This is a genomic window from Nocardia inohanensis NBRC 100128 (assembly GCF_001612945.1).
Taxonomy (GTDB): domain Bacteria; phylum Actinomycetota; class Actinomycetes; order Mycobacteriales; family Mycobacteriaceae; genus Nocardia; species Nocardia inohanensis.
This window is the reverse complement of record NZ_BDBK01000002.1, coordinates 761160-787170: the sequence shown is the minus strand read 5'-3', so window position 1 is coordinate 787170 and position 26011 is coordinate 761160. Positions and strand designations below refer to the sequence as shown.

The window sequence follows — 26011 nt, the reverse complement described above, 5'->3', positions numbered from 1 at the left end:
TCGCGTGACCACCGAATCGAAGAACACGGGCCCGGTTCCGGGTGAGGGGCCCGCGGAAAAGATCGCACCGGCCGATGCCGCGGCGACTTCGGATTCGGCGGCCGATCGGGGGAACCTGAGGCCGTCGGACGCACCCGTACTGGGGCCGCGGCCGGTTTATCGGCCGCACGTCGACAATCACACCGCGCGGGCTTTCCGCCGCCCGAACGGGCAGCACGGTTCTTTCTCCCCGCAGACCGCCGCCGCGGCCGCCGCTGCCGGTGGCGGCGGGCCCGAGCTGGTGAACCGGCCGCCGGACGCGGTGCTGGCCGAGGCGTTCGGCCGCCCCGCGGGCTCCGATGAACTGCTGCAACGAGATCCGGACGCACAGGCCGAGCCGCCCGCGCCCGCCGCCCCGGCCGATCCGTGGCGCGATCCCGACTCCGCCGCCCGCCTGGGCGCGCCCGCCGTGGCCGTGACCGCCGCGCCGCCGCCTTCCCCGGGCCGCAAGCTGACCGCGCGCGAGGTGCTCTTCGGCGGCCGGGTGTCGCCGGCTGCGCTGGCGGTGCTGGCCGCGGTCGCGCTGGTGATCGGGCTGCTGGGCGGATTGGTCGGCCGCTTGACCGGCGATTCCGTCTCCACGCTGACCTCGCGCAAGGTCGCTTTGCAATCCGCGGACGGCTCGGACAAGCCGCACAGTCAGATCACCAAGGTGGTCGACGCGGTCATGCCCGCGGTGGTGACGGTGCGCGCCTGGGTCGGCGACAGCGGCTCCTCCGGTTCGGGCGTGGTCATCGACGGCGGCGGCTACATCGTCACCAACAACCACGTGATCTCCCTCGCGGCCAATGACAAGACCGGCAAGGCGCAGTTGCAGGTGGTGTTCTCCGACGGCACCCGGGTACCGACCAAGATCGTTGGGCGCGATACCAAGTCGGATCTGGCGGTGCTCAAGGTCGACGTGAAGAACCTGTCGGTGATCCAGCTCGGCAACTCCAAGGACGTCCAGGTCGGCGACGAAGTGCTGGCCCTGGGTTCGCCGCTGGGCCTGGAGAAGACCGTCACCTCCGGCATCGTCTCGGCGCTGCACCGGCCGGTGAAGGTCGGCGGCGAGGGCACCGACACCAATGCCACCCTCGACGCCGTGCAGACCGACGCGGCCATCAACCACGGCAACTCCGGTGGCGCGCTGGTGGATATGCAGGGCCGGCTGATCGGCATCAACTCCGCCATCAAGTCCGAGTCGGGCGGTTCGGTGGGCCTGGGCTTCGCGATTCCGATCGATCAGGTGAAGCGGATCTCGCAGGCGCTCATCCACAACGGCGAGGTGTTCCACGCCTGGCTCGGCGTCAGCGCCAAGACCAAGATCGTCGCCAATGACGTGATGAGTGGTGCGGCGGTGGCCGATGTACGCGGCGACAGCCCGGCCGCCAAGGCGGGCATCGTCGAAGGCGATGTGATCGTGAAGGTCGGCGACCGCGATGTCACCGGGCCGGAGGAATTGACGGTCGCGGTGCAGTCGCACGAGATCGGGGACACGGTGAACTTCCGGCTGATTCGCGATGGCCGCGAGGTGGACGTTCCGGTCACGCTGGAAACGGACCAAGGCAAGTAGGCGACGTGATTTCAGCGCGGGTGCGGCGGCGAAAAAGCCGAAATCGGACACGGGTAATCTAGTCCCGTGTTCAGCAATATCGGCTGGGGCGAGATGTTGATTCTGCTCGTCGCCGCACTCGTGATTCTCGGCCCCGAGCGACTGCCCGGTGCCATTCGCTGGACCGCCACCTCGCTCAAGCAGGTGCGCGACTATGCCACCGGCGCGACGCAGCAGTTGAAGCAGGAGCTCGGTCCGGAGTTCGACGAGATCCGGAAGCCCTTGGAGCAGCTGAACGAACTGCGCAGTATGAATCCGAAATCGCTCGTCACCAAACACTTGCTCGACGGCGATGATTCCTTCCTCACGGGCAATTTCGACAAGCCCACTAACGCCTCGAACAGCGGATACGGCAATTTCGCCAAGCCCGAACAACAGAAACCGCTGGCGCGCAACGAACGTCCGCCGCTCGATCCGGACGCCACCTGAGATCAATTACGTTCAGCGGACTTGACACCTCGGGCTGTCCAGCTATCTAGACTGCGGGAATGTCGGCCGACGAGGTGGCGAAGGTGTTCGCGATCGAAGACAAGGTCGAGCGCCTCAAAGCCGCCACCGACGGCGTGGCGGCTGCGCAGCAGACCATCAACGAACTGACCCGGATCCGCCGCGCGGTCATTCGCGAACTACACGCCGAAGGGTGGACCTTCGCGAGAATCGGTGCGGCGGCCGGACTTTCCCGGGCGCGCATCCATCAGGTCAGTACGCAGGGACCGGTGCCGGAGGGATTGTTCTTCGGGCACGGACCGCTGACCATCCTGACCCCGGACGTGCGAAGTACCACGCGGGCGCTCGCCCTGGTGGGCGCTCCGGACGCCGCGGCGCCGCACCGGCTGGTGGAGTTACTGCGGGAACTGGGTTTCCAGGCGGCTGTACAGCGCTTCCTGCCGGGCCGCCCGCTCGATCTCGACCGCGATGGGCTGATCGTGCTCGGCGGGCCCGAATTGTCGCCCAGTCTGCGGTATTTGGTGGCGGCCGACCCGCGACTCAGACGCACCGTCGCACGGGCGGGACGCGTACGCAGGGGCATCGAGGATCGCGCCGCGCGGCGGGTGTACCGGCCCGGAGGCACCGAGCCGTACGACATCGCCTATCTGGCAAGGCTTCCCCGGCCGGACGGCAAGGGCACAGTGCTGGTCATCGACGGCTTGCACCCGCCGGCCTCACTCGGCGCGATTCGCCTGCTGGCGACCCGGCTGGCCACCCTGCACGAGCGCGCGGCGACCCACCCGTTCTCCGCCGTGGTCGGCGTGCGCTACGACCGCAATACCGGTGAGCCCATCGAAGCCGACCTGCTCACCCCGATCTACCGGCACGACCGCTGAAGTCCCTCCTGACACCGAAAAAACAACGCCCCCGCACCTTTACAGGTGCGGGGGCGAATTTTCGCGGGAGGTGGAGGCCCGGGCCCCTACTCCCGGATCGTCAGGCGGCGGCCCATTCCGGGCGCAGGGTGTTCATCGGAGGACGGTCCGCCAGCGAGACCTCGGTCGCGTGCGCGGTGAATTCGTCTCCGATGAGCGGGAATTGGGTCAAGGCCGCGCCGGAGTCGCTGACCCCGCTGCGCCCCAGCATCGTTCCCACGATCTGCCGGCTCATCACGCCCAGATCCGACAGCGGCCGGTTGCGGTGCTGGCGCACACCGAGATTCACCTGGCCGATGGCGTTCAGCCCGAGCATGTCGTAGGTGTCGAGCAGCAGCCCGATCTCGACGCCGTACCCCGGCGCGAACGGCACCGAGGTGAGCAGCTCGCGGGTACCCGCGTACTCACCGCCCAAGGGCTGCAACACGTTCGACAGCTCCGGCCGCAGCGCGGCCAGCAGCGGCCGGGCCACCAGCTCGGTCACCCGCCCGCCGCCGTGGTGATCCACGTTCTCGCCCTGGCGCAGCGGCCGGCGGTAGTACGCCTTCACCAGATGCATGCCGTCGACCGTCAGCAGTGGTCCCAGCAACTTCGGCACGAACAGCGGATCCGGCTCGATGAGATCGGAATCCACGAATGCCACGAGATCGCCGGAGGTGACGGCGAGGGACCGCCACAGGCACTCCCCCTTGCCCGGCACCGGCTCGAGTTCGGGCACCGCCTGCTCGCGGCTCACCACGCGCGCTCCCGCCGCCTGTGCGAGCTCGGCGGTGGCATCGGTGGACCCGGAGTCCAGTACCACCAGTTCGTCCACCAGCGTGCCGAGCAGCGGCCGGATACTGCCGACCACGGTGGCGACGGTGGCTTCTTCGTTGAGGGCGGGCAGGACGACCGAGACGGTCCGGTCCCCCTTGGCCCGGACGAGCTCCTCGACGCTCCAGTCGGGATCGTCGAACGTATTACGGCGTACCCAATCGATCATGCGAGACCTCGCAGGGTTCGTGCGGGCGGTCGGATCCCCTGAATAGCGGCGATCATGTCCACCACCCGGCGCGTGTGGCCGACCTCGTGCACCCGAAAGACCCGGGCACCCGCGGCGGCCGACCAAGCAGTCGCTGCCAATGTGCCCTCCAATCGTTCGGACAGGCCGACACCAAGAGTCTCTCCGATGAAATCCTTATTGCTCAGCGCCATCAAGACAGGCCATCCGGTTTTCACAAGAACGTCTATTCCCCGCAACAATTCCAGCCCGTGATAGGTGTTCTTGCCGAAATCGTGGGTGGGATCGATCAGGATCGAATCTTTTGCCACCCCGGCCGCGGCGGCGTTCTCGGCCGCGGCGACCACGGTTTCGGTGACTTCGGCCACCACATCCGCGTAGCGCACCCGGAACGGGCGGGTGCGCGGAATCGCGCCACCGGTGTGCGAGCACACGATTCCGGCACCGGTTTCGGCGGCCACACCCACCAATTCCGGATCGGCCCCGGCCCAGGTGTCGTTGATCAGATCGGCGCCCTCGGCCACGGCCGCGCGGGCGACCCCGGCCCGCCAGGTGTCGATGCTGATCAACAGCTCCGGATAGCGCTCGCGAATGGCCGCCACGAACGGCACCACCCGGCGCGCCTCCTCGGCGGCATCGACCTCGGCGCCCGGCCCGGCCTTCACGCCGCCGATATCGACCAGATCCGCGCCCTCGGTGACCGCCTTGTCGACCGCGGCCATTGCCGCCTCGTCGCTGAAGGTCGCACCGCGGTCATAGAACGAGTCCGGCGTCCGGTTCACGATCGCCATCACCAGCGCCCGATCCGTCGCCACCGGCTTTCCGCACAATGTCGGCAACGGCGCACACATGATCTCGACTGTACCGAGTGCGGTACCACGCCTGCTGGGCAGCCGACCGGAATCGGCCGCCCGTGAACAGCCGGTCAGTTGGCCGGTGCGCGACCGGCGGCGACCTCGCCGGGATAGTCGTCGTAGGCCGGGACGTAGCCGTCGGCGCGGCCCGCGAGAACATAGAGGTCACCCTCGGCATCCGAGGCGAAGCCCTGCTTGCGCAATTCGACCTTGCGGCTCTTGAAGGTGGAGGTCTGCTCGAGTTCGCCGACCACCCGGATGAACAGCGGCACAGCGTAATTGGGCAGCTGATCGTAGAGCGCCTTGGCCGCCACCTTGCCGTCGAAGGCCGCGCCCTCGTGCAGCGTGACCGCCGCCATGCCCGCTTTGCCGTCCGCGCCGGGGATATCGACCCCGTAGACGACGGCCTGGGTGATGGCGTCGATACCGCCGAACGCGCCCTCGACCTCGGTGGTCGCCACGTTCTCGCCCTTCCAGCGGAAGGTGTCGCCGAGCCTGTCCACGAAGGCGATATGGCCCCAGCGCTGATCGCGGACCAGGTCGCCGGTGTCGAACCAGCAGTCGCCGCCCTGGAAGCCGTCGCGGACCAGTTTGGATTCGGTGGCGGACTTGTCGGTATAGCCGTCGAAGGGCGACCGGTCGGTCACCTTGGCCAGCAGCAGGCCGACTCCGCCCGGCCGAACCCGGCGCAGCTTGCCGTCCGAGCCACGCAGCGGTTTGCCGGTGGCCTCGTCGTACTCGACGATGGCGAAGGCCAGCGGGGTGAACCCGGCGGTCTTGTCGACACCGAAGGCATTGATGAAGGCGACGTTTCCCTCACTCGCGCCGTAGAACTCGACGATCCGCTTGATGCCGAAGCGCTGCCGGAACTCGTCCCACAGCTCCGGGCGCAGACCGTTACCGACCGCCAGCCGGATCTTGTGTTCCCGGTCGGCGGGCTTGGCCGGCTGATTGATCAGATACCGGCACAGTTCGCCGATGTAGACGAACGCGGTGGCCTCGTTCGCGATGGCCTCGTCCCAGAACCGGGTGGCCGAGAACTTCCGGCCCAGTGCGAAACTCGCGCCGCCGGCGATCACCGAGGAGAGCGCCACGGTGAGCGCGTTGTTGTGATAGAGCGGCAGGCAGCAGTAAAGGGTGTCGTCCGGGCGCAACCGCACCCCCAGCCCGCCGATCCCGGCCATGGATTTGGTCCAGCGCAGATGCGTCATAACGCTGGCCTTGGGCATGCCGGTGGTGCCGGAAGTGAAGATCAGGTAGGCGCGTTCACGGGCCGTGATCTCCTGGCACACCGCGGGATTGCTCGTATCGGCGGATTGTGCGGCGACCGCCAGCTCCTCGGTCCAGAGCAGGTTCGGGCGGGTCTCCCCCAGCGTCTCGAGCGCGTCCGCGCACTCCTCGCCGATCACATCGAGTTTGGAGTTCAGCAGCCCGAAGCTGTGCCGCAGCACCACATCTCGCTGATTGTTGTTGAGCAGCCCGGCCGTTGCGCCCAGCTTGACCGTGGCCAGCACCAGCAGCAGCGCCTCGGGGCGATTGGTGACCAGGATGCCGACCACATCGCCGCGTTCGACCCCGCGCGCCGCCAGCACGTGCGCGTACCGGTTCACCTGGGCGTTGGCCTCGCCCCAGCTGTACACGCGCCCTTCGTATTTCAGGAAGGGCCGGTCCGGGTGGGCGGCCGCGCCGCGCTGGAAGAACAGTCCGATGGAGGCCCGGTCCCCCGATTTCACCAGCATGTGCACGGCATTGCGGATCATCGATGGGGCATCCAGGGCCATCCCCGGCAGACTGCGGGCCAGATCCCAGAGGCCGACGGTCGAACGGGCATCCGTATTCACTTCTTTGTGCTCCTCACCAGGTCGTGCTCGATGGCGCGGTGACGCGACGTTCCCCCTGTGACGGGTATGCCCCATTGCGCCCGATTCCTACCCTTGCGGACGAATCCCGGCTTGTCGAGTGAAACCGGCTGGTTCCGGAAAGAAAGTCTACGGCCGGAAACCCGGGTTCAGCGCGGTGAACGCGGACTCCAGATCCGCGGTGCGCACCACCTTCTCAAGCGCCGGCCGGCCCACGAACCCGCGCTCACGAACCAGGTCGATCCAATCGAAGAGGCCGTCGTAGAAGCCGTTCGGGTCCAGCACCACCACCGGCTTGTCGTGCACGCCGAGATAGGAACCGGTCCAGGTCTCGAAGAACTCCTCCAGGGTGCCGATGCCGCCGGGCAGGGTCAGGAAGGCGTCGGCGCGGTCCTCCATGATCTGCTTCCGCTCGCGCATGGAGTCGGTGACGATGAGCTCGTCGGAGTCGGTGTCGGCGACCTCGCGATGCACCAGCTTCTTCGGGATCACGCCGATGGTGTGCGCGCCCGCCGCCCGGGCGGCGGTGGCCACCGCGCCCATCATCGAGACGTGCCCGCCGCCGGAGACCAATTGCCAACCGCGGCGGCCGATTTCGGTCCCCACCCGGGTGGCCAGCTCCAGCACCCCCGGGTCGACGGCGCTGGCCGAGCAGTAGACGCAGACCGAGTACGCGGTGGCCTCGGGTAGGTCGCTCACCACTGATCCTCCACCACTTCCTCGGTCTCGGCGCGCGCCTCGGCGGCCCGCATCACGATCTCCACGACCTCTTCCACGCTGTCGGTGACGTGCAGCAGGCTCAGGTCACCGGGCGCGACCTTGGCCGAGCCGAGCAGCGAGTCGCGCATCCAATCCACCAGTCCCGCCCAGTATTTGGTGCCGAACAGGATGATCGGGAAGCGGGTGATCTTGCGGGTCTGCACCAGGGTGAGCGCCTCGAACAGCTCGTCCAGGGTGCCGAAACCGCCGGGCAGGCAGACGAAAGCCTGCGAGTACTTCACGAACATGGTCTTGCGCGCGAAGAAGTACCGGAAGTTGATGCCCAGATCGACCCATTCGTTCAGGTGCTGTTCGAACGGCAGCTCGATGCCCAGCCCGATGGAGTAGCCGCCCGCCTCGGACGCGCCCCGATTGACCGCCTCCATGGCGCCGGGGCCGCCGCCGGTGATGACCGCGAACCCGGCCCGCGCCAGCGCCCCGCCGATGGCCATGCCCGCGTGATACTCCGGATGGTCCGGCCCGGTGCGCGCCGACCCGAACACCGACACCGCGGCGGGCACCTCCGCCAAAGCGCCGAAGCCCTCGATGAATTCGGCTTGGATGCGCAGCACCCGCCACGGGTCGGTGTGTACCCAATCGGTCGGGCCGCGTTCGTCCAGCAGATGCTGATCGGTCGTGCCGATGCCCTTCTTGCGATCGCGCCGCAGCATTATCGGACCGCGGAACCGTGGGGTCTTCGACGAACGGGCACCAGCGAACTCACCGTCAGCAGACATGCAGCCAACTGTATTTCATTCAGGCTTTGTCGCCGGTGAGGTAGCTGCGCAGCATGGAGGTGACCTGGGTGATCTGGTCGACCGGGAGGTGCTCGTCACGCTTGTGCGCCAGGTTCGGGTCGCCGGGGCCGAAGTTCACGGCCGGGATGCCGCGGGCCGCGAAGCGGGAGACGTCGGTCCAGCCGTACTTGGCGCGCACGCCGCCGCTGCCGTGGCCGTGCACGATCTCGATGAGGTCCTTGGCGGCCGGGGCGGACAGGCCGGGCAGCGCGCCGGGAGCGCCGTCGGTGCGTTCGAAATCGAGCTCCAGGCCCGAGAAGACCTCGCGCACATGCTCGGTGGCCTGGTCGAGGGTGCGGTCGGGGGCGAAGCGGAAGTTCACATCCACCTCGGCCACATCCGGGACCACATTGCCCGCGACGCCGCCGGAGACGCGCACCGCGGACAGTCCCTCGCGGTAGACGCAGCCGTCGATCTCGACCTCGCGGGCCTGATAGCCGGCGAGGCGCTCGAGAATCGGGGCGAGGCGGTGAATGGCGTTGTCGCCCAGCCAGGCTCGCGCGGTGTGGGCGCGCACGCCGGAGGTGGTGAGGCGTACCCGCAGCGTGCCCTGGCAACCGGCTTCGATCCAGCCGCCGGAGGGCTCGCCGAGAATGGCGAGATCGCCTTCGAGCCATTCGGGCAGTTCGCGCTCGATGCGGCCCAGGCCGTTGAATTCGGCGGCGATCTCCTCGGCGTCGTAGAAGATCATGGTCAGGTCGTGCACCGGATCGGTGACGGTGGCCGCGAGGTGCAGGAACACCGCGTCACCGGACTTCATGTCGACGCTGCCGCAACCCCACAGCTGCCGTTCGCCTTCCGGGCTCACCACGAAACGGCTCGGCACATTGTCGGCGATCGGCACGGTGTCCAGATGCCCGGCCATGATGACGCGGGTCGGCAACCCGCGATTGGTGCGGGCCAGCACGGTGTTCCCGTGCCGCACGATCTCGAACCCCGTGGTCTGCTCCTGCAATGCCTTCATCACCCGATCGGCGATGACCGCCTCATCCAGGGAAACACTCGGGATATCGACGAGCGCGGCGGTGAGATCGATGGGATCGGCACGGAGATCGAGGGTCACCCACTCCACCCTAAAGGAGGAATCCCCTCCGTTCCCTGCATCCCACCTGCGTCGGCACAAACGGACACCATTCGCAACCAACCTCACAGAATCTGCGCGCGCGGGGCCCCGGTAACCTGTGCGAACGTGAGCACTCAGGGAGCAGTAGCAGTCGGCGTAGCCACCATCACCGCCAACGGGACGGTGCTCGACACCTGGTACCCGTACCCGGAATTGGGTGAATTCACCGAGACCGGGACCGAGCGGCTGGATGCCACGGATGTCGAGTACGCCAAGTTCGCCCAGTTGGCGGGCGAGGACGATGCTCGCCGGGTCGAGGTCGTCGTGGTGCGCACCACGATCGCCGATCTGAGCGCCCCGCCCGTCGATACCCACGACGTCTACCTGCGGCTGCACCTGCTTTCGCATCGGCTGGTCCGGCCGCACGGGGCCAACCTGGACGGCCAGTTCGGGCTGCTGGCCAATGTGGTGTGGACCAACTTCGGGCCGTGCTCCAACGAGGAGTTCGAGCTGACCCGGATGAAGCTGCGGGCGCGCGGGCCGGTCACCGTGTACGGCGTGGACAAGTTCCCGCGCATGGTCGATTACGTGCTGCCCTCCGGCGTGCGCATCGCCGACGCCGATCGCGTGCGGCTGGGCGCGCACCTGGCCGCCGGCACCACCGTCATGCACGAGGGCTTCGTGAACTTCAACGCCGGCACCCTCGGCAACTCCATGGTCGAGGGCCGCATCTCCGCCGGTGTGGTGGTGGGCGACGGCTCCGACGTCGGCGGCGGCGCGTCCATCATGGGCACCCTCTCCGGCGGCGGCAAGCAGGTCATCTCGCTCGGCGAGCGCTGCCTGCTGGGCGCCAACTCGGGCCTGGGCATCTCGCTCGGCGACGATTCGGTGGTCGAGGCGGGCCTGTACGTCACCGCGGGCACCAAAGTGCAGCTGCCGGACGGGGCCGTGGTGAAGGCGGCCGAGCTGAGCGGCCAGTCCAACCTGCTGTTCCGCCGCAACTCGCTGACCGGTGCGGTCGAGGTGGTGTCCCGCACGGGCACCGGCATCGAGCTGAACGCGGCGCTGCACGCCAACTGAGCTGCGGCCGAAGGTTATTCGATACCGAAGGCCAGGACCCGTTCGGGGGTGATGCGGATCAGTTCCCGCGACATCCCCGGACCCCAGGGTTCGACATCCTTCAATGCCTGTGCGGTGCCCCGGATTTCGAGGCACCGCACGGTCCACGGATTGACCGATTTCACATCGTCGATGACGAGCGAGACCCGTTCCTCTTTCGCCAGATTCCGGAACTTCTGGCTGGCCCCCATCTGATATCCGCCGATATCGATGGTCCCCAGCGCCGCGTTCCAGCGGAACCCGACGGGATTGTTCTGCGGCGACCCGTCCGGCCGCACCGTGGCGAGCCGGCCCAGGCGCTGGCTGCCGAGGTATTCGAGCTGGGCGGCCGTGAGCGTTGCGATCATGCCCGTGACGTTAGAACCTCGAGTGGGGTCGAGGTCAAGACCGCGCTCAGTGGTTCACGACACCGCTGAGCTCATTGGGTGATTCGGCGAGAGTGACGGTGGCCGCGACGGTTCCGGTGCCGAGATCCACCCGCTGCACCTGCTTGCGGGCGGGATCGGAGACGTAGACGTCGCCGCCGCGCACGAACAGCGCGGGCCGCGCCTGCTGCCATTTGATCGGCTCCTCCCAGGCGCTCAGCACCGGGATCTTGCGGGTGACCGTGCCCGCCGCCGGATCGATCACGTGGATCGCGCCGTCGGTGCCGAGTACCAGCGCCTCGCCCTGCGGGCCGCGAGCCAGCGAACGGAAGGTGTAGCTGGTGCCCAGATCCACGAAGCGCAGGCCGCCGGTGCGGGTGTCGATGAGCGAAACCTGCTGCGGGCGTTCCAGTTCGGCGTCCTTGTCCTGCTTGTAGTCGCCGAGCACGATGGGCGACTTGTCGGAACCGGACTGATTTCCGATGCGCCCGTAGGGATTCGGGCTGGTCACCTTGGTGACCACGCCGTCCCGGTAGATCAGCGCACCGGTCTGGCAGCCGACCACGACGGCCTCACCGGCGGCCATGGCCTCGCCGTGCACGCCGGGGCAGTCCTCGTTGCGCGCGATTTCCTTCCGGTCCCGGTCCAGAACCGCTATGCCCGTGCGCTTTTCCTCGGTGCCGACGGTGACCAGCAGCTTGCCGTCGGCCAGTTCGACCGCGACGCCGTGATGCGCGGCCGGCGTGCGATAGGTCTGCGCCGGCGGCTTCCCGTCCGCCAGCTGCGCGGGATCGAACACGGTCACCTCACCGGTGCCGTCGGCGAACAGCACCGTCTTACCGGCGTGCCGCACCACGTGGCCGGGCTTGACTGCGGGGAAGGAGATATCGGTGAATTCGCCGTGCACGGCGTCGAGGACGCGGAAGCCGTCCTGCGTCGAGACCAGCACGTGCCGGTCGTCACCGGCCGGATTGAGCCGGTTGAAGCCGTCGAGCCGCACCTCGGCGCGCTGCTCCAGGGTCTTGCCGTCGAGGATCCGCATACCGCCGTCGTAGGTGACCACGATCGGATCGGCGATGGCGGCGTGATCGGGTGCCGCCGCCTCGGTACCGCATCCGGCAAGGGCCGCCGCGAGGGCGGTGAAACCCGCCAGCGCCGTGGTGAGGGAACGTAACTGCATGTGCTGCTCCATTTCTCGTGACTGGGTTCAGGGGGCGGCGAGACCGCGCACGATGGCGTCGGTATTGGCGCGCATCATTTCCAGGTAGGTGCCCGCACCCTGCCCGGGCTCGGTGAGCGATTCCGAATACAGGGGAATGACCTGTACGTTCAGCCCCGCCTGCTCGGCCAGCACGCGGACCAGGCGATCCGGCTGGGAGGAATCGGCGAAGATCGCGCTCACCCCGGCGCCGCGCACCGCGCCCGCGAGGTCGGCCAGATCGGCACTGCTGGGCGAGGCGAGGGTGCTGCCGCCGGGGATCACCGCACCGATCACCGCGAAGCCGAAACGCTGTGCCAGATAACCGAAGACGTGATGGTTGGTGACCAGCCGGCGCTGTTCCGGGGCGATGGTGGCGAAGCGCTCGGTCATCCAGGAGTCGAGGTGGTCCAGCTCGGCGACATAGCGATCGGCATTGGCGCGCACGGCGGCGGCATCGATGCCGTCGACCCGGGCGATCACCTCGTCGGCGATCAGCCCGGCGGCCCGCCGGACCCGCACCGGATCGGTCCAGAAATGCGGATCCAGCTTGTCTCCCGCACCGGAATCATTGTCCCGGAACCGAATCGGATCGACCCGTTCGCCCACCGCCAGCGTCGGCACACCCGCTTGCTCGGCCGCCGAGACATTGCGCGCCACACCTTCTTCCAGCCCCAGCCCGTTGTGCACGATCAGCTTCGAACGCTCCAGCTGCGCGGCCTGCTTGGCGGAGAGCGCGAACTGGTGCGGATCGGCGTTGGCGCTCATCAGCACGGTCACGCGAGCGGTGTCACCGACGATCGCACGGGTGATGTCGCCGAGAATGTTGGTGGTGACGATGATGTCGGCCCGCTCGTCACCGGGTTGGGCGCAGCCGGCCAGGCCGAGCATTACGAGTGCGGCGGCCAGGATTCTTCGTGCCGCGCTCATCGCCCGACCTCCATCAGATAGGTCGGCGCGATACCGGGCGTGAAAGTCCTTGCTCTGCGCAGATTGTCGCGATAGTCGATCTCGTGGATGACGCCCGCGCCGACATCGTTCACATACGCGCGATTCGCGTCGATCCGGATCACCGGCGGCACAGCGCTATCCCCAACGGGTTTGGCCAACAACGTGGTTCGCGCCGTTTCGATGCCCGTCAGACGGTCGATCGCGCGGAGCACCCCGTCGCGGCCGAGCGCCAGCAACGGCGACCGCTCCCCCGCCGTATTCACGGCCATGACCGGGCCGGTATCGAGGAAAGTCCAAGTGCGGGTGCGAATATCGAGGATCCAGGCCCCGCGACCGCCCGCCACGGCGGCCAGTACATCGCTTCCCGGCCGGTATTCGAATGCGGTGGCCCGCTCGGTATCCGGAACCGGATGCGGATAGGGGATCCGCGTAGCGATGAACCCCGATTCATCCTTGCCGACGACCACCGCGCCGTCCGCGCAACCGAACACCACTCCGCGCCGAGTCACCGCCTGCCCTCGCGGCTGTTCACATCCTTCGGCGAGCTGCGTCACCACCGGTCCGGCCCGGCTGTGCACCGTCAGCCGCCCGGAATCCTCCACCACGACCAGGTTTTCGGCGAACGGCACCGCCGTCCCCTCTATCACCGCGCGAGTGGTGACGGTGCCCGCCGCCAAGTCGGCGCGATCCAGCAGCGTGGTGCGATCGCCTTCGTTCACCGCCACTACCGCCGCATCGCTGTACACGGTCGCTGCCGCCTGCCCGAGGACAGCGGCCTCCCGGATCTCCGCGCGGTAGTAGTGCACATGGTCGCCGTGATCCACGGTCCAGGCCCCGCCGTCCACCACCCTCGTCGAATCCCCGCCGACCAGGTAGGCGAACCGGTCATCCGCCAGCACCCCCGCGATGTTCGTCACCCGCCCGGGGTCCGAGATCTCCCCGCTCACCAGGTCCACCACCCGAACCGCCCCGGTCTGGCGATCCACGACCACCAACCGCCGCTGCTCCTCCGAAACCTCCTGCGCTCCAGCGACAAACCCGTGCGGCGCCGGCTCGGCATCATCGCCACGCGTGTCGGTGGCGCAGGCCGCCAAAGGCAGTAAGGCCGCCGAAACGACCAGCACCGCCCGCAACCCGCCGCCCCACCGCCGAACCCGATCCCCCAGGCCCGTGATCAGCACAGAAGTCCGCGACCATCCGATCGCACGAGGCTCAGCACGATAGGTCGCATCAGGCTGGGCGCGGTCGGTCGCACGGCTCGACGCCTCGATACGGTGTGCGCTTGGGCCGTGTGGACCGTTGCGCCGCCGGGCAATCCGATCCCGCACTCCGGCCGCACCGGCCGAAACGAAGAACAGGCTCACCGCGACGCCCGCGATCGTCGCCCCCGCGGCCGTTCCGGCATGCCAGGAAACCAGCAATCCGGCGCAGGTGGCGAACATGCCGAACAGGGCGGCCAGCACCATCACCAGGGGAATTCGGTCGGCCCAGTAGAGCGCCGCCGCCGGTGGCGCGATCAGCAGCCCGAACACCAGCAACGTCCCGACGATGTGGAACGAGGCCACGATCGCCAAGGTCACCAGGGCGAGCAGCGCCGCCTGGGCGAGCCGCGGCCGCAATCCCAGCGTGGCGGCCTTGCGCGGATCGAACGCCAAGGCCACGAACGCGCGATGCCCGAGCACCACGATCACGCCCGCGATACCCAGTGCCACAGTGAGAAATACGAGGTCATCGGTGCGGATCCCGAGCACGTCCCCGAACAGGAACCCGGTCACATCCACCGCGAACGACTGCGACCGCGACACGATGATCACCCCGAGCGCGAGCATTCCCACGAACAGCAACCCGATGCCCGTATCGGCCGAGAACCGCCGGCTTCGCCCCAGCGCCGAAACCCCCACCGCCATGGCACCGGCGCTGAATGCCGCCCCCAGCAACAGGTTTCCGCCCAGCAGCGAGGCGACGGCGACGCCCGGCAGCATCCCGTGCGCCATGGCGTCACCGAGAAAAGCCATTCCCCGCACCACAACCCACGTTCCGGCGAGCGCGCACAGGCAGGAAACGAGCAACCCGCCCCAGAGCGCTCGCTGCACGAACGCGACCTGTAGGGGACCCAGCAACCATTCCATGGCGAGGCACACTATAGTGAAAACGATTTTCACTACAAGTAAGGTGATCTGGTGCACACAAGCGGACTTTCGACAATTCAACTGACCGAGGTCAGCGCCGGATACGCCGGAAAGACCGTCCTGCACGAGATCACCGCGACCATCCCGGCCGCCCGCGTGACCGCGATCGTCGGCCCGAACGGGTCCGGGAAGTCGACGCTACTGGGCGTTCTGGCGGGCATCGTGCGGCCGGACACCGGCAGGGTCGAGCATCCGGGCAGCTATCGATCGGCCACGGACCGGCCCGCCCTGGTCGTGCAGCAATCCGCGATCCCGGCCACCTTGCCGATCACCGTGCGCGAGACCGTCACCATGGGCCGCTGGGGCAGCCGCGGTCCGTGGCGCCGGCTCACGCGCGCCGATCGCGCACTGGTCGACAGCTGTATGGAACGAATGGGCGTAACCGCCCTGGCCGATCGCCGGGTCACCACACTGTCCGGCGGGCAACGCCAGCGCACGCTGCTCGCCCAGGCCCTGGCCCAGCAGTCCGGCCTGCTGCTGCTCGACGAACCCGCCACCGGCCTGGATGCCGAAGCACAGCAGGACATCTCGCGCACCCTGCACGAGCTGGCCGCCGCGGGCGTGACGGTCGTGCAGACCACCCACGATCAGCTCGAAGCCGACCGCGCCGACCACTGCCTGCACCTGCGCGACGGTCGCCTCCAACCGCCGCGCCCGGACTCAGGCGAGTAGCTTCTTCTGCACCTTGCCCATGGCATTGCGCGGCAGCGAATCGACGAGGCGAACCTCCCGCGGGCGTTTGTGGGCCGAGAGTTCGCCCGCCACATGGTCGATGAGATCCTGGGCGATGGAATCCGCCGCGCCGTCCCGCAATACGACATAGGCGACGATGCGCTGGCCGAGATCCGGGTCCGGGGCCCCGACCACGGCGACTTCCGCGACCGCGGCGTGGCCCAGCAGGGAGGTCTCGATCTCGCCCGCGCCGATCCGGTAGCCGCCGGATTTGATCAGGTCCACCGATTCCCGGCCGACGATGCGATGGCAGCCTTCGGCATCGATGACCGCCACGTCACCGGTCTTGAACCAGCCGTCTTCGGTGAAGTTCTCGGCCGTGACCTCGGGGCGGCCGAGGTAGCCGTCGAAGAGCATGGGACCGCGAACCTGAAGGCCGCCTACGGATTCCCCGTCGTGCGGGACCGCCTCGCCGGATTCGTCGCGGAGGCGGGTTTCGACACCTGATACGGGGGTTCCGACCCAGCCGGGGCGGCGTTCACCGTCCGGCCGGGTGGACAGGGTGATCATGGTTTCGCTCATGCCGTAGCGCTCGATGGGAGCGTGACCGGTGAGCTCGCGCAGACGCTCGAAGACGGGGACGGGCAGCGGGGCGCTGCCGGAGATCAGAATGCGAGCCTTGGCCAATTCCTTTGCGGCATCGGTATCTTCGGTGACGCGGGACCAGACAGTCGGCACACCGAAGTACATGGTGCCGTGCGCGTCGGCGTAGGCCCGGGGCGTGGGTTTGCCGGTGTGGATCAACGGGCTGCCGACGCGTAGCGGGCCGAGCACGCCGAGGATCAACCCGTGCACGTGGAACAGCGGAAGCCCGTGCACCAGTGTGTCTTTCCAGGTCCACTGCCAGGCATCGGCCAATGCGTCCAGCCCGGCGGCAATGGCATCGCGGCTGAGCATCACCCCCTTGGGAGCGCCGGTGGTGCCGGAGGTGTAGAGAATGAAAGCCGTTGAGCCACCAGCCGGTTCGGAGTACACGTGCCACGATCGCGCGTGCTTGCGAACCGGGATCACCGGCAGGTCACTGCCTTCGGGAGCTTTACCCAGCCAAGCTTGCGCACCGGAGTCGTGCAGGATGTGCGCGAGTTCCGCGCTGCCCGCATCCGGCGGCACCGGCACCACGGTGACGCCCGCGATCAGACAGCCCACTACGGCGAGCACGGTGGTGACGGTCGGCTCGGCCAGTACCGCGAGCCGCTGCGCCCGCGCCACCCGCTCGGCGACCGAGGTAGCGGCGCCGAGCAGATCACTGCTGGAGAGCGTGACTCCCTCTATGGTGACCGCATTCGGGATATCGGCACCGGCGGCCACGGCGGCTGGGTTCAGCGAGCGCAACAACACGGGCTCACGGTACTCGACCACCTCGAATACGGATCGGTCGCGATTGCCCCACCACGGTTGACAGGACCGTGAGTGGGTAAGAGAGTAAGTGCACAACCTTCTCATCGAGGATGGGGTCAACGATGACCAGCCCGTTCCGTGTGCCGGCGCCCGACGTCGAACCGCCGATCGATATCCGTCAATTCATCGACGGCGCCGCCGGATTCCTGGGCGGCGCGGCGAATGTGATCATGCAGCTGTCGAATCGCCCGGTCGGTTACGGCGTGGTCGAGAGCCCCGTGCGGAGCGGGAACGTGATGGTCCATCCGATCAAGCGCCTGCGCACCACCCTCACCTATCTGTCGGTGGCCATGCTGGGGAACGAGGAAGACCAGCTGGCCTACCGGGAAGCCGTGAACACTTCGCACCGGCAGGTCCGCTCCGAGCCCGGCGCGGACGTGAAATACAACGCCTTCGACCCGAAACTCCAGCTCTGGGTGGCCGCCTGCCTCTACTGGGGCGCTCGCGATCTCTATGAGCGCATGCACGGCCCGATGGACGAGCAGGACGCCGACGCCTTCTATTACCACTCGGCCCGCTTCGGCACGACATTGCAGATGCGCCCGGAGATGTGGCCGGCGAATCGCGCCGCCTTCGAACGCTATTGGAACGAGAACCTGGCCGAAACCAGAATCGACCCGAAGATTCGCGCCTACTTCGACGATCTCATCGACCTGCGGATGCTGCCCAAACCGGTCCAGCTGGCCTTCGGCCGCACCCACCGCTTCTTCGTCACCGGCCTACTGCCGCAACATCTCCGGGACGAGATGGGCATGTCCTGGTCGCCGCGGCAGGACCGGCTGCTCGATCGCACCATGCGCACCCTCGGAGCCGCCGAGTCGATCGCACCGGCCCCGCTGCGCGCTTTCCCGTTCAACGCCTATCTGCTGGATATGCGCCTGCGCCGCCGCCTGGGACTGCGTCTGGTCTGAATCGGGTTGCGGCTCAGAGGATCCGGAAGCCGGGCACCACATGCTCGCGAGCGAACTTCCGCAGCGCCGCCTCGTCGTCGAGCGGAATCACGGTCTGCGGCGTCAAGGCCATGGACAGCGAATTGCGCGCCAGCATCTCCGCGAACGGCAGCGGATCGTACTGCGCCAGTTTGCCTTCCGCCTGCAAGCGGGCGATGAACTCGGCCAGGTAGTCGCGCCCGAGTTCGATAACCGGCCCACCCTGCACGGTCAGGTACGGCAGCACCATCTCCGGCTCGGTCTTCAACAGCCGATCCAGCAGTTTGTTGCCGCGCAGCCCCGCCAGGAAGGCGACGAAGAGTTCGAGGATCTGCTCCTCGGCGCTCGCATCGGATTCGATCTGGCGCGCGACGACGGCATCGACATCCTCGATGAATTGCCGCGCCTGCCGCAGCCCGACGGCCTGGATGAGATCGTTCTTCCCCGCGAAGCGGCGGTACAGCGTGGCGAGGGAGAGTCCGCCACGCCGGGCGACCTCGACCATGCTGGTGCGTTTGATCCCGAAGTCCAGGAACGCCACCAGCGCCGCGTCGAGCACCTTGGCCTGATTCTGATCCTCGGGTCCCGATCCGCGCACGAGCGGGAGCAGTTTGGCCAGCTTGGCCATGGTCCGAGCCCTTTCCGCAGACACCGATACGATGAGGCCCTCATCATCGCACATTGACACTCTCGCACCCCGATGAGAAGGTGAGTGGAGAACATTCTCACACTCTCCTCATTGCCGAGGAGTGACTGACGAGGAGTCGTGTCAACGATGACCGCCCCGCTGCGCAAGTTCGATGAGTACCCACCGGCCGACTTCGAGGAGTTGCGCCCGGAAACCGTTCGCGAGCACATCGACGGCATCGCCGCCTTCCTCGGCGGCACGGCCAATGTGATCATGCAGCTCTCGCTGAAACCGGTCGCCTACGGTGTGATGGAGAGCGACGTGCACACCGGCAACGTGATGCAGCATCCGATCAAACGCCTGCGCACCACCCTCACCTACATCGCCGTCGCCATGCTCGGCGACGAGCAGGACCGGGTGTCCTACCGCGAGGCGGTCAACCGGTCGCACCGCAGCATTCGCACCAAGCCGGACAGCCCGGTCAGATACAACGCCTTCGACCCGAAGCTCCAGCTCTGGGTGGCGGCCTGCATCTACTGGGGCATCGACGACATCATCCACCGCATGCGCGGCCCGATGGACCCCGCGACCGCCGAAGCGCTCTACCGCCACAGCGCCCGCCTGGGCACCACCTTGCAGATGCGCCCGGAGATGTGGCCGCCGACCCGCGACGCCTTCTACGAGTACTGGGAGGAGAACCTCACCCAGCGCACCATCGACGACCCGACCCGCACCTACTTCAACGCGCTGGCCGATCTGAAGATGCTGCCGTGGCCGATGCAGGTGCTCTTCGGCGGTCTGCACCGCTTCATCGTGACCGCGCTGCTGCCACCGCATCTGCGCAAAGAGATGAATATGAGCTGGTCCGCTCGCGACGAACGGGTCTTCACCGGCCTGTTGCGCGTCATCTCGACGATGTGGCGGGTGCTGCCCGGCCCGCTGCGGCTGTTCCCCTACAACTTCTACCTCGCGGATATGCGGCTGCGACGCCGCCTGGGACGGCCGCTGGTCTAGGGGTGGACCGTACGGCGGCCGGCGCGGGCGGGCAGGAGAACCGGACTCCTGCTCGCCCGCACCGCTTTTCAGCCGCGGTCGGCCAGCGCGCGCAGGAAGAACCCGAGATTGGCCGGGCGTTCGGCCAAGCGGCGCATCAGGTAGCCGTACCACTGATTGCCGTAGGGGACGTAGACGCGTAGTGCGTACCCCGCCGCCACCAGCCGCTGCTGTTCGGCCTCGCGAATGCCGTAGAGCATCTGGAATTCGAAATCGTCCGGGCTGCGCTTGTTTTCGGCGGCCAAAGCGAGAGCGGCCTCGATCATGGCCGGATCGTGCGAGGCCACCATCGGATACCAGCCGCCGCGCAGCAGCACGGCCAGACAGCGCAGATACGAGCCGTCCACCTCCGCGCTCTTCTGATAGGCGACGGACTCCGGTTCCTGATATGCGCCCTTGCACAATCGAACTCGGGTGCCGGCGGCGGAGAGCTCACGCGATCGCACCTCGGCCTGCCGCAGATAGGTTTGCAATGCGACTGCCAGCCAAGGGAATTCGGCGCGCGCCTCGCGCACCGCTTCCAGGGTGTCCTCGGTGGTGGTGTGGTCCTCGGCATCCACCGTCACCCACACTCCGGATTCGACCGCCTTGGCGCACAGCTTGTGCAGGTTCTCGGCCGCGATGGCGGGACCGTCGTCGCCGAGCGACTGGCCCAGCGCCGACAGTTTCACCGACACTTCGACGCGCGGGGTCGGCGTATCCGGAAGATCCAGGGCCGCCAGGTCGTCGATGAGCGACACGTACTCCGCCACCGCCGCATTCGCCATGGCCGGGTCGGCGGTGTACTCGCCGAGGAAGTCGACGCTGACCATGCGGCCACTGTCGAGCAGCCGCCGCACCACGGGGATCAGCTCGGCGCGGTTCTCCCCCGCCACGAAGCGTTTCACCACGGCGGCGGTGATCGGCACCTTGGTGACGGCCTGCTTCATGCGCGCCGATCCGGCCGCCGCCAGGATCACCGGCCGCAGCGGGTTCATCGCTCCCCCATGTGCGGGTACCGGTAATCGGTCGGCGGCACGAAGGTCTCCTTCAGCGTGCGGGGCGCCACCCAGCGCAGCAGGTTCAGATACGAGCCCGCCTTGTCGTCGGTCCCGGAGGCGCGGGCCCCGCCGAACGGCTGCTGCCCGACCACCGCGCCGGTCGGCTTGTCGTTGACGTAGAAGTTGCCGGCGGTGAATCGCAGTGCCGCCGAAGCCTGTTCGATGGCCTGCCGATCGCGGGCGAAGATCGCACCGGTGAGCCCGTACGGCGCGGCCGAGTCCACCAGGCGCAGCACCTCGGCGTACCCGTCGGGCTGGCTGTCGTCGTAGACGTGCACCGACAGCACCGGCCCGAAGTATTCGGTGCCGAAGGACTCGTCGCCCGGATCGTCGCTGAGCAGCACGGTGGGCCGCACGAACCAGCCTTCGCTGTCGTCGTAGATCCCGCCCGCCGGAACGGCGACGCCCCGGCCCTTGGCCCGCACGATGGCGTTCACGTTCTTCTCGTAGGCGCGGCTGTCGATCAGCGCCCCACCGAAATTCGACAGATCGGCGACGTCGCCGTAACTGAGTTCCTCCACCTGGGCGAGGAATTCGTCCCCCATCCGCCGCCACACCGAGGCGGCGATATAGGCGCGCGAGGCCGCCGAGCACTTCTGTCCCTGATACTCGTAGGCGCCCCGAATCAAGGCGGTGCGCAGGGCGTCCGGCTCCGCCGAGGCGTGCGCGAGAATGAAGTCCTTGCCGCCGGTCTCCCCGACCAGGCGCGGATAACCTTGGTAGCGATCGATATTCGTGGCGACCTGCTGCCACAGGTGCTGGAAGGTACGGGTGGATCCGGTGAAGTGGATGCCCGCCAGCCGCGGATCGGACAGCGCCACCTCCGACAGTTGCGCCCCGTCGCCGGTGACCATATTGATCACCCCGGGCGGCAGGCCCGCGGCCTCCAGCAATCGCATGGTGTAGTAGGCCGAAAGCGTCTGTGTCGGTGCTGGTTTCCAGACGACGGTGTTGCCCATCAGCGCCGGCGCGGTGGGCAGGTTCCCGGCGATGGCGGTGAAATTGAACGGCGTGATGGCGTACACGAACCCTTCCAAGGGCCGGTAGTCCATCCGATTCCACACGCCCGCACTCGATTCCGGCTGTTGCGCCAGGATCTGCCGGGCGAAGGCGACATTGAACCGCCAGAAGTCCACCAGCTCGCAGGGGGCGTCGATCTCGGCCTGCTGCACCGTCTTCGACTGCCCGAGCATGGTGGCCGCGGCGATGGTCTCCCGCCACGGCCCCGCCAGCAGGTCGGCCGCTCTCAGCAGTACGGCCGCGCGTTCCTCGAAGGGCAGCGCCCGCCAGGCCGGTGCGGCGGCGGTGGCGGCCGCCACGGCCGCCTGCGCCTCGGAATGATTCGTATTGGTATAGGTCCCCAGAACATGACGGTGCCGGTGCGGCATGACGATATCGAAGCGCTCGCCGCTCCCGGGCTGATGCTTGCCGCCGATGACCAGCGGCACATCCACGGACCCGGAAGAGATTTCGGCGAGCTTGCCGGTGAGCAGTTCACGTTCGCGACTCCCCGGCGCATAGGTATGCACCGGTTCATTGCTCGGATGAGGGACAACCGTGACAGCGTCCATATCCCAGGCTAACGCGGGGAGCGCCGCCCACCGGCGTACGGCGCGCTACTTCAGATCGTTGGCCACGATGTTCTCGATATTGCGCTCGGCCAGCGCGGTGATGGTGACGAAGGGGTTCACCGTGGTGCTGCCGGGAATCAGCGAACCGTCGATGACATACAGCCCCTTGTACCCGTTGAGCCGCCCGTAATTGTCGGTGGACTGGTTGAGCACGCACCCGCCGAGCGGGTGGTAGGCGAAGTCGTCACCCCAGGTCTTGTACAGCCCGAACAGGTCGGTGCGGTAGATCGTCCCCTCCTTGGAGTTGATCTTGTCGAAGACCGTCTTGGCGGCGTCGATGCTGGTCTGGTTCCACGCGGTCTGCCAATTCAGGTCCACCCCGCCGGTTCCGGAATTGAAGGTGAACTTGCCGCGATTCGGGTTCTTGGTGATGGCCAGGTACAGGCTGATGTAGGTCTCCAGCCCGGCCGGAATCGGTGAGACCTCCGCGAAGACCGGGGCGGCGGCATTGGCCCAGTTGTCGATGCCCAGACACGGAATGCAGGATTGCAGGCTGCCGGTGTCGTCCCACATCTGATTGGCCCGCGCCACCATCACATTGCCGTTGTTGCCCCAGTTGGTGCCCACCGAATCCGGCAGGTCCTTCAGCTTGCCCTGCGCCTTCATCGCCACCAGCAGTTTGGAGGTGCCCACGCTGCCGGCCGCGAAGAACACCCGCTGCGCCGTAACCGCTTTGGTGGCAACGGTATTGCCGCTGGTGTCGATCTGGTTCATCTCGACCTTGTACCCGCCCTCGGCCGGTGAGACCGCGGTGACCTTGTGCATGGCGGTGATGCCGACCTTGCCGGTGCCGACCGCCTGGGCCAGATAGGACTTGTCGAGCGAGTTCTTGCCGTAGTTGTTGCCGTAGATGACCTCGGAGTTGAGCGCCGAGCGGGTGACGCTGCCCGCCTGCTCCTTCTTCATGTACTCGAAGTCGTAGACATTGGGCACGAAGGTCCACCCGAATCCGGAGCGCTCGGCCTGCTTGCGCCCGACCCGCGCGTACTTGTAGCACTCCGCGCTGTCGAACCAGGTCTGGTCGATATTGTTCACGCCCAGTGCGGCATTGGCGCGCGGGTAGTAGGTGGCGTACATCTCGCCCGCGTCCACCGAGGGCAGGATGCTCGCGAAGTTCTCCCGCTTGGGCGTGACCGCCATGCCGCCGTTGACCAGCGAGCCGCCGCCGACCCCGCGGCCCTGATAGACCTTGATCCCGCTGAACTGCTCGGAGTCCAGCACGCCGGTGTAGCGCGAGATGTCCTTGTTGTAGTCGCCGCCGGCGAAGTGGTTGATCGGCTGATCGGTGCGATTGCGCAGCCAGAACGAGCGGCCGTCCGGTTTCAGCATGCCGCAGAAGATCTTTCCGTCGGAGCCGGGCTGCGACCAGGACATGCCCATCTCGACGACGGCGACATCGATGCCGGCCTGCGCCAGTCGCAGGGCCGCGACCGCCCCGCCGTAGCCACTGCCGATCACCAGCGCGGGGACTTTGTCTCCGTCCGATAGCTGCTTGGTGGGTAGCGCCTGCGCGGGGGCACGCCGGGTCAGCGCCGCGCCTCCCAGGACAAGGCCGGTGGTGGCAAGGAATGCACGGCGGGTCATGCGCATTGAAAGACTCCTCATCGAGTTCCGATGAGAACTTGTTATAGAGGTTGTGAAGTGAACGTGTGTCAGTTTTCCGGAAAGACGCAGATCGGGGCGGAAAACGAAAAATGCAGCCCACCAAGGAAAGTGGACTGCATTGATGGTGTCGCTCGAGAGAGCGACCCTGACGGGACTCGAACCCGCGACCTCCGCCGTGACAGGGCGGCGCGCTAACCAACTGCGCCACAGGGCCTTGCGTGATTGTTACGGCCACCCGGGCCGTGCAACGTCGTAGACGCTATCACGACCCGTGTGACGAAATGAAATCAGCTGGTCAGGCGTTCGGCGGCGGTGGCGATGCGCTCGTCGGTGGCGGTCAGCGCGATGCGCACGTGCTGGGTGCCACGCGGGCCGTAGAACTCACCCGGAGCCGCGAGAATGCCGCGCTCGGCAAGCCAATCCAGGGTGGTGCGGCACGGCTCGTCCCGCGTCGACCACAGGTACAGCCCGGCCTCGGAGTTCTCGATCCGGAATCCCGCCGCCAGCAATGCCTTTCGCAGCACCTCGCGGCGCGCGCGATACCGCTCCCGCTGCTGCGCCTCGTGGGTGTCGTCGCCGAGCGCGGCGGTCATGGCCGCCTGGATCGGGAACGGCAGCATCATGCCGGAATGCTTTCGCACCTCCAGCATTTCGGCGACCAGCGCCGGATCACCGGTCACGAACCCGGCCCGGTAGCTGGCCAGGTTCGAGGTCTTGGAGAGCGAGTGGATGGCCAGCAGGCCGGTGTGATCACCGTCGCACACCTCGGGATCCAGGATGGAGGCGGCGCGCCCCTCCCACACCAGCCCCAGGTAGCACTCGTCGGAGGCCACGATCGCCCCACGCTCGCGGGCGAATTCGACCACCTTGCGCAGATGCTCGACGCCGAGCACCTTGCCGGTCGGATTCGACGGCGAGTTGAGGTAGATGAGCGCGGGCCGCTCCGGACCCAGCTGGGTCAGCCCGTCGGCGCGCAGGATGCGCGAACCCGCGAGCAGCGCACCGACTTCGTAGGTCGGGTACGCGACCTCCGGAATCACCACCAGGTCCGGCGCACCCAGCCCCAGCAGCCGCGGCAGCCCGGCGATCAGCTCCTTGGTGCCGATCACCGGCAGCACGGCGGCCGGATCGACCCCGGTGATGCCGAAGCGCCGCTTCATGGCGTCGACCGCGGCCTGCCGTAATTCCTGGGTGCCGTGCGTGGTCGGATACCCGGGCACCTCCGCCACCGCGGCCAGCGCCGAACGGATCAGCGGATCCACCGGATCGACCGGGGTGCCGACCGACAGATCGACGATTCCGCCCGGATGCGAAGCCGCCTTCGCCTTGACGGAAGCGATGGTGTCCCAAGGGAAATCGGGTAGGAGACTGCTCACCCGGCCACGTGCGGTCACGCTGGATTACTCGCCTTCGGCCATCGGCGGTAGCGCGGCGATGAACGGCGGGTCGAAATCGACCTTGCCGACCTTCGTCGCACCGCCCGGCGAACCGAGCTCGTCGAAGAAGTCGACATTGGCGTTGACGTAACCGGCCCACTGATCCGGGGTGTCGTCTTCGTAGAAGATGGCCTCCACCGGGCAGACCGGTTCACATGCACCACAGTCCACGCACTCGTCCGGTTGGATGTACAGCATGCGGCCGCCCTCGTAGATGCAGTCCACGGGGCACTCTTCGATGCACGCCTTGTCCTTCACGTCAACGCACGGTTCAGCGATGATGTACGGCACTGCCGTTCTCCTAGTCTGTCCTCACATGCGGGATACTCCGCCCCGCGAAACAGTATCCCGGTCCGACAACATTACCTCTGGTCAGCCTGCCCTAACTTGCGAGCGCCCGGACCGCAG

The 26011-nt window shown here is 67.5% G+C and carries 24 protein-coding genes and 1 tRNA gene; 7 read left to right on the top strand and 18 right to left on the bottom strand.

The genetic code is table 11. The annotated features are described in order from the left end of the window. The first annotated feature begins 4 nt into the window (after nt 1-4). From NI1_RS09930 to NI1_RS09920, 3 genes are all read left to right on the top strand, one after another. On the top strand, nt 5-1594 hold the full coding sequence (locus NI1_RS09930) for a S1C family serine protease (RefSeq protein WP_084522858.1): 1590 nt from the start codon (nt 5-7) through the stop codon (nt 1592-1594). A gap of 66 nt (nt 1595-1660) precedes the next feature. Beyond that, nucleotides 1661-2062: a Sec-independent protein translocase protein TatB gene (gene tatB, locus NI1_RS09925; RefSeq protein WP_067817164.1), complete on the top strand. Its 402-nt coding sequence runs from the start codon at nt 1661-1663 to the stop codon at nt 2060-2062. A 59-nt stretch (nt 2063-2121) separates the two neighbouring features. Next, nucleotides 2122-2958 carry a hypothetical protein gene (locus NI1_RS09920; protein ID WP_067817162.1) on the top strand — a complete coding sequence of 279 codons (837 nt, stop codon included), beginning with the start codon at nt 2122-2124 and terminating at the stop codon, nt 2956-2958. Between the two features lie 100 nt (nt 2959-3058). Here the strand turns inward: NI1_RS09920 and NI1_RS09915 are convergent, their stop codons facing one another. From NI1_RS09915 to dapE, 6 genes are all read right to left on the bottom strand, one after another. After that, nucleotides 3059-3979, bottom strand: a complete 921-nt coding sequence (locus tag NI1_RS09915) for a glucosyl-3-phosphoglycerate synthase (RefSeq protein WP_067817159.1) — start codon at nt 3977-3979, stop codon at nt 3059-3061. After that, nucleotides 3976-4848 carry a dihydropteroate synthase gene (folP, locus tag NI1_RS09910; RefSeq protein ID WP_067817156.1) on the bottom strand — a complete coding sequence of 291 codons (873 nt, stop codon included), beginning with the start codon at nt 4846-4848 and terminating at the stop codon, nt 3976-3978. The genes NI1_RS09915 and folP overlap by 4 nt, the downstream gene beginning before the upstream one ends. Nucleotides 4849-4922: 74 nt before the next feature. After that, nucleotides 4923-6692 carry a long-chain-acyl-CoA synthetase gene (locus NI1_RS09905; protein ID WP_067817153.1) on the bottom strand — a complete coding sequence of 590 codons (1770 nt, stop codon included), beginning with the start codon at nt 6690-6692 and terminating at the stop codon, nt 4923-4925. Between the two features lie 147 nt (nt 6693-6839). Next, a complete protein-coding gene (locus NI1_RS09900) occupies nt 6840-7412 on the bottom strand; it encodes an LOG family protein (RefSeq protein ID WP_067817149.1) in 573 nt (190 codons plus the stop codon). Continuing rightward, the gene (locus NI1_RS09895; protein ID WP_067817146.1) at nt 7406-8206 is read right to left on the bottom strand and encodes an LOG family protein; all 801 of its coding nucleotides are present in this window, start codon (nt 8204-8206) and stop codon (nt 7406-7408) included. Before NI1_RS09895 ends, NI1_RS09900 begins: the two co-directional genes overlap by 7 nt. Nucleotides 8207-8225: 19 nt before the next feature. After that, nucleotides 8226-9329, bottom strand: a complete 1104-nt coding sequence (dapE, locus tag NI1_RS09890; protein WP_067818085.1) for a succinyl-diaminopimelate desuccinylase — start codon at nt 9327-9329, stop codon at nt 8226-8228. Nucleotides 9330-9455: 126 nt separating this feature from the next. Here dapE and dapD point away from each other — a divergent pair, with 126 nt between their 5' ends. Then, a complete protein-coding gene (dapD, locus tag NI1_RS09885) occupies nt 9456-10409 on the top strand; it encodes a 2,3,4,5-tetrahydropyridine-2,6-dicarboxylate N-succinyltransferase (protein ID WP_067817143.1) in 954 nt (317 codons plus the stop codon). 14 nt (nt 10410-10423) lie between these two features. On the opposite strand, the gene NI1_RS09880 is transcribed toward dapD, so the two are convergent. The 4 genes from NI1_RS09880 to aztB are packed head-to-tail and all read right to left on the bottom strand — an operon-like array spanning nt 10424 to nt 15091. Continuing rightward, nucleotides 10424-10795: a PPOX class F420-dependent oxidoreductase gene (locus NI1_RS09880; protein WP_067817140.1), complete on the bottom strand. Its 372-nt coding sequence runs from the start codon at nt 10793-10795 to the stop codon at nt 10424-10426. Nucleotides 10796-10841: 46 nt separating this feature from the next. Continuing rightward, nucleotides 10842-11993 carry a zinc metallochaperone AztD gene (aztD, locus tag NI1_RS09875; protein WP_067818083.1) on the bottom strand — a complete coding sequence of 384 codons (1152 nt, stop codon included), beginning with the start codon at nt 11991-11993 and terminating at the stop codon, nt 10842-10844. Between the two features lie 27 nt (nt 11994-12020). Then, nucleotides 12021-12941, bottom strand: coding sequence for a zinc ABC transporter substrate-binding protein AztC (aztC, locus tag NI1_RS09870; protein ID WP_067817137.1), 921 nt, complete (start codon nt 12939-12941; stop codon nt 12021-12023). Then, on the bottom strand, nt 12938-15091 hold the full coding sequence (gene aztB, locus NI1_RS38785) for a zinc ABC transporter permease AztB (protein ID WP_084522852.1): 2154 nt from the start codon (nt 15089-15091) through the stop codon (nt 12938-12940). The genes aztC and aztB overlap by 4 nt, the downstream gene beginning before the upstream one ends. 51 nt (nt 15092-15142) lie before the next feature. Between aztB and aztA the strand changes: the two genes are divergently transcribed. Next, nucleotides 15143-15823: a zinc ABC transporter ATP-binding protein AztA gene (gene aztA / locus NI1_RS09860; protein WP_245663148.1), complete on the top strand. Its 681-nt coding sequence runs from the start codon at nt 15143-15145 to the stop codon at nt 15821-15823. Here the strand turns inward: aztA and NI1_RS09855 are convergent. Next, entirely contained in the window at nt 15812-17221 is a 1410-nt protein-coding gene (locus NI1_RS09855) for an acyl-CoA synthetase (protein WP_067818081.1), read from the bottom strand. The two genes, aztA and NI1_RS09855, sit on opposite strands and share 12 nt — an antisense overlap. A 122-nt stretch (nt 17222-17343) precedes the next feature. Between NI1_RS09855 and NI1_RS09850 the strand changes: the two genes are divergently transcribed. Beyond that, complete coding sequence (locus tag NI1_RS09850; RefSeq protein ID WP_067817129.1) at nt 17344-18192, top strand: oxygenase MpaB family protein; 849 nt, start codon at nt 17344-17346, stop codon at nt 18190-18192. A gap of 13 nt (nt 18193-18205) precedes the next feature. Here the strand turns inward: NI1_RS09850 and NI1_RS09845 are convergent, their stop codons facing one another. After that, nucleotides 18206-18838 (bottom strand): TetR/AcrR family transcriptional regulator, encoded by a 633-nt coding sequence (locus NI1_RS09845; protein WP_067817126.1) that lies wholly within the window; start codon nt 18836-18838, stop codon nt 18206-18208. A 147-nt stretch (nt 18839-18985) separates the two neighbouring features. Between NI1_RS09845 and NI1_RS09840 the strand changes: the two genes are divergently transcribed. After that, the gene (locus NI1_RS09840) at nt 18986-19852 is read left to right on the top strand and encodes an oxygenase MpaB family protein (RefSeq protein ID WP_067817123.1); all 867 of its coding nucleotides are present in this window, start codon (nt 18986-18988) and stop codon (nt 19850-19852) included. A 68-nt stretch (nt 19853-19920) separates the two neighbouring features. Here the strand turns inward: NI1_RS09840 and NI1_RS09835 are convergent, their stop codons facing one another. The 6 genes from NI1_RS09835 to fdxA form a co-directional block, all read right to left on the bottom strand. Then, nucleotides 19921-20868: a proline dehydrogenase family protein gene (locus tag NI1_RS09835; RefSeq protein WP_067817119.1), complete on the bottom strand. Its 948-nt coding sequence runs from the start codon at nt 20866-20868 to the stop codon at nt 19921-19923. After that, nucleotides 20865-22502 (bottom strand): L-glutamate gamma-semialdehyde dehydrogenase, encoded by a 1638-nt coding sequence (gene pruA / locus NI1_RS09830; RefSeq protein WP_067817116.1) that lies wholly within the window; start codon nt 22500-22502, stop codon nt 20865-20867. Before pruA ends, NI1_RS09835 begins: the two co-directional genes overlap by 4 nt. Nucleotides 22503-22547: 45 nt before the next feature. After that, complete coding sequence (locus tag NI1_RS09825) at nt 22548-24146, bottom strand: GMC oxidoreductase (RefSeq protein ID WP_084522848.1); 1599 nt, start codon at nt 24144-24146, stop codon at nt 22548-22550. A gap of 161 nt (nt 24147-24307) precedes the next feature. Continuing rightward, a tRNA-Asp gene (locus NI1_RS09820) sits at nt 24308-24381 on the bottom strand. A 73-nt stretch (nt 24382-24454) separates the two neighbouring features. Continuing rightward, nucleotides 24455-25561, bottom strand: a complete 1107-nt coding sequence (gene dapC, locus NI1_RS09815; RefSeq protein WP_245663147.1) for a succinyldiaminopimelate transaminase — start codon at nt 25559-25561, stop codon at nt 24455-24457. Between the two features lie 6 nt (nt 25562-25567). Beyond that, entirely contained in the window at nt 25568-25894 is a 327-nt protein-coding gene (gene fdxA, locus NI1_RS09810) for a ferredoxin (RefSeq protein WP_067721764.1), read from the bottom strand. Between the last annotated feature and the right edge of the window lie 117 nt (nt 25895-26011).

Bases quoted from the DNA above. Each gene is read 5' to 3' on its own strand.
- NI1_RS09850 (WP_067817129.1), top strand. From the start codon at position 17,344: ATGACCAGCCCGTTCCGTGTGCCGGCGCCCGACGTCGAACCGCCGATC.
- aztC (WP_067817137.1), bottom strand. From the start codon at position 12,941: ATGAGCGCGGCACGAAGAATCCTGGCCGCCGCACTCGTAATGCTCGGC.
- NI1_RS09895 (WP_067817146.1), bottom strand. From the start codon at position 8,206: ATGTCTGCTGACGGTGAGTTCGCTGGTGCCCGTTCGTCGAAGACCCCA.
- pruA (WP_067817116.1), bottom strand. From the start codon at position 22,502: ATGGACGCTGTCACGGTTGTCCCTCATCCGAGCAATGAACCGGTGCAT.
- NI1_RS09840 (WP_067817123.1), top strand. From the start codon at position 18,986: ATGACCGCCCCGCTGCGCAAGTTCGATGAGTACCCACCGGCCGACTTC.
- folP (WP_067817156.1), bottom strand. From the start codon at position 4,848: ATGTGTGCGCCGTTGCCGACATTGTGCGGAAAGCCGGTGGCGACGGAT.
- NI1_RS09915 (WP_067817159.1), bottom strand. From the start codon at position 3,979: ATGATCGATTGGGTACGCCGTAATACGTTCGACGATCCCGACTGGAGC.
- NI1_RS09920 (WP_067817162.1), top strand. From the start codon at position 2,122: ATGTCGGCCGACGAGGTGGCGAAGGTGTTCGCGATCGAAGACAAGGTC.
- aztB (WP_084522852.1), bottom strand. From the start codon at position 15,091: ATGGAATGGTTGCTGGGTCCCCTACAGGTCGCGTTCGTGCAGCGAGCG.
- NI1_RS09825 (WP_084522848.1), bottom strand. From the start codon at position 24,146: ATGACCCGCCGTGCATTCCTTGCCACCACCGGCCTTGTCCTGGGAGGC.
- NI1_RS09880 (WP_067817140.1), bottom strand. From the start codon at position 10,795: ATGATCGCAACGCTCACGGCCGCCCAGCTCGAATACCTCGGCAGCCAG.
- NI1_RS09845 (WP_067817126.1), bottom strand. From the start codon at position 18,838: ATGGCCAAGCTGGCCAAACTGCTCCCGCTCGTGCGCGGATCGGGACCC.
- aztD (WP_067818083.1), bottom strand. From the start codon at position 11,993: ATGCAGTTACGTTCCCTCACCACGGCGCTGGCGGGTTTCACCGCCCTC.
- NI1_RS09835 (WP_067817119.1), bottom strand. From the start codon at position 20,868: ATGAACCCGCTGCGGCCGGTGATCCTGGCGGCGGCCGGATCGGCGCGC.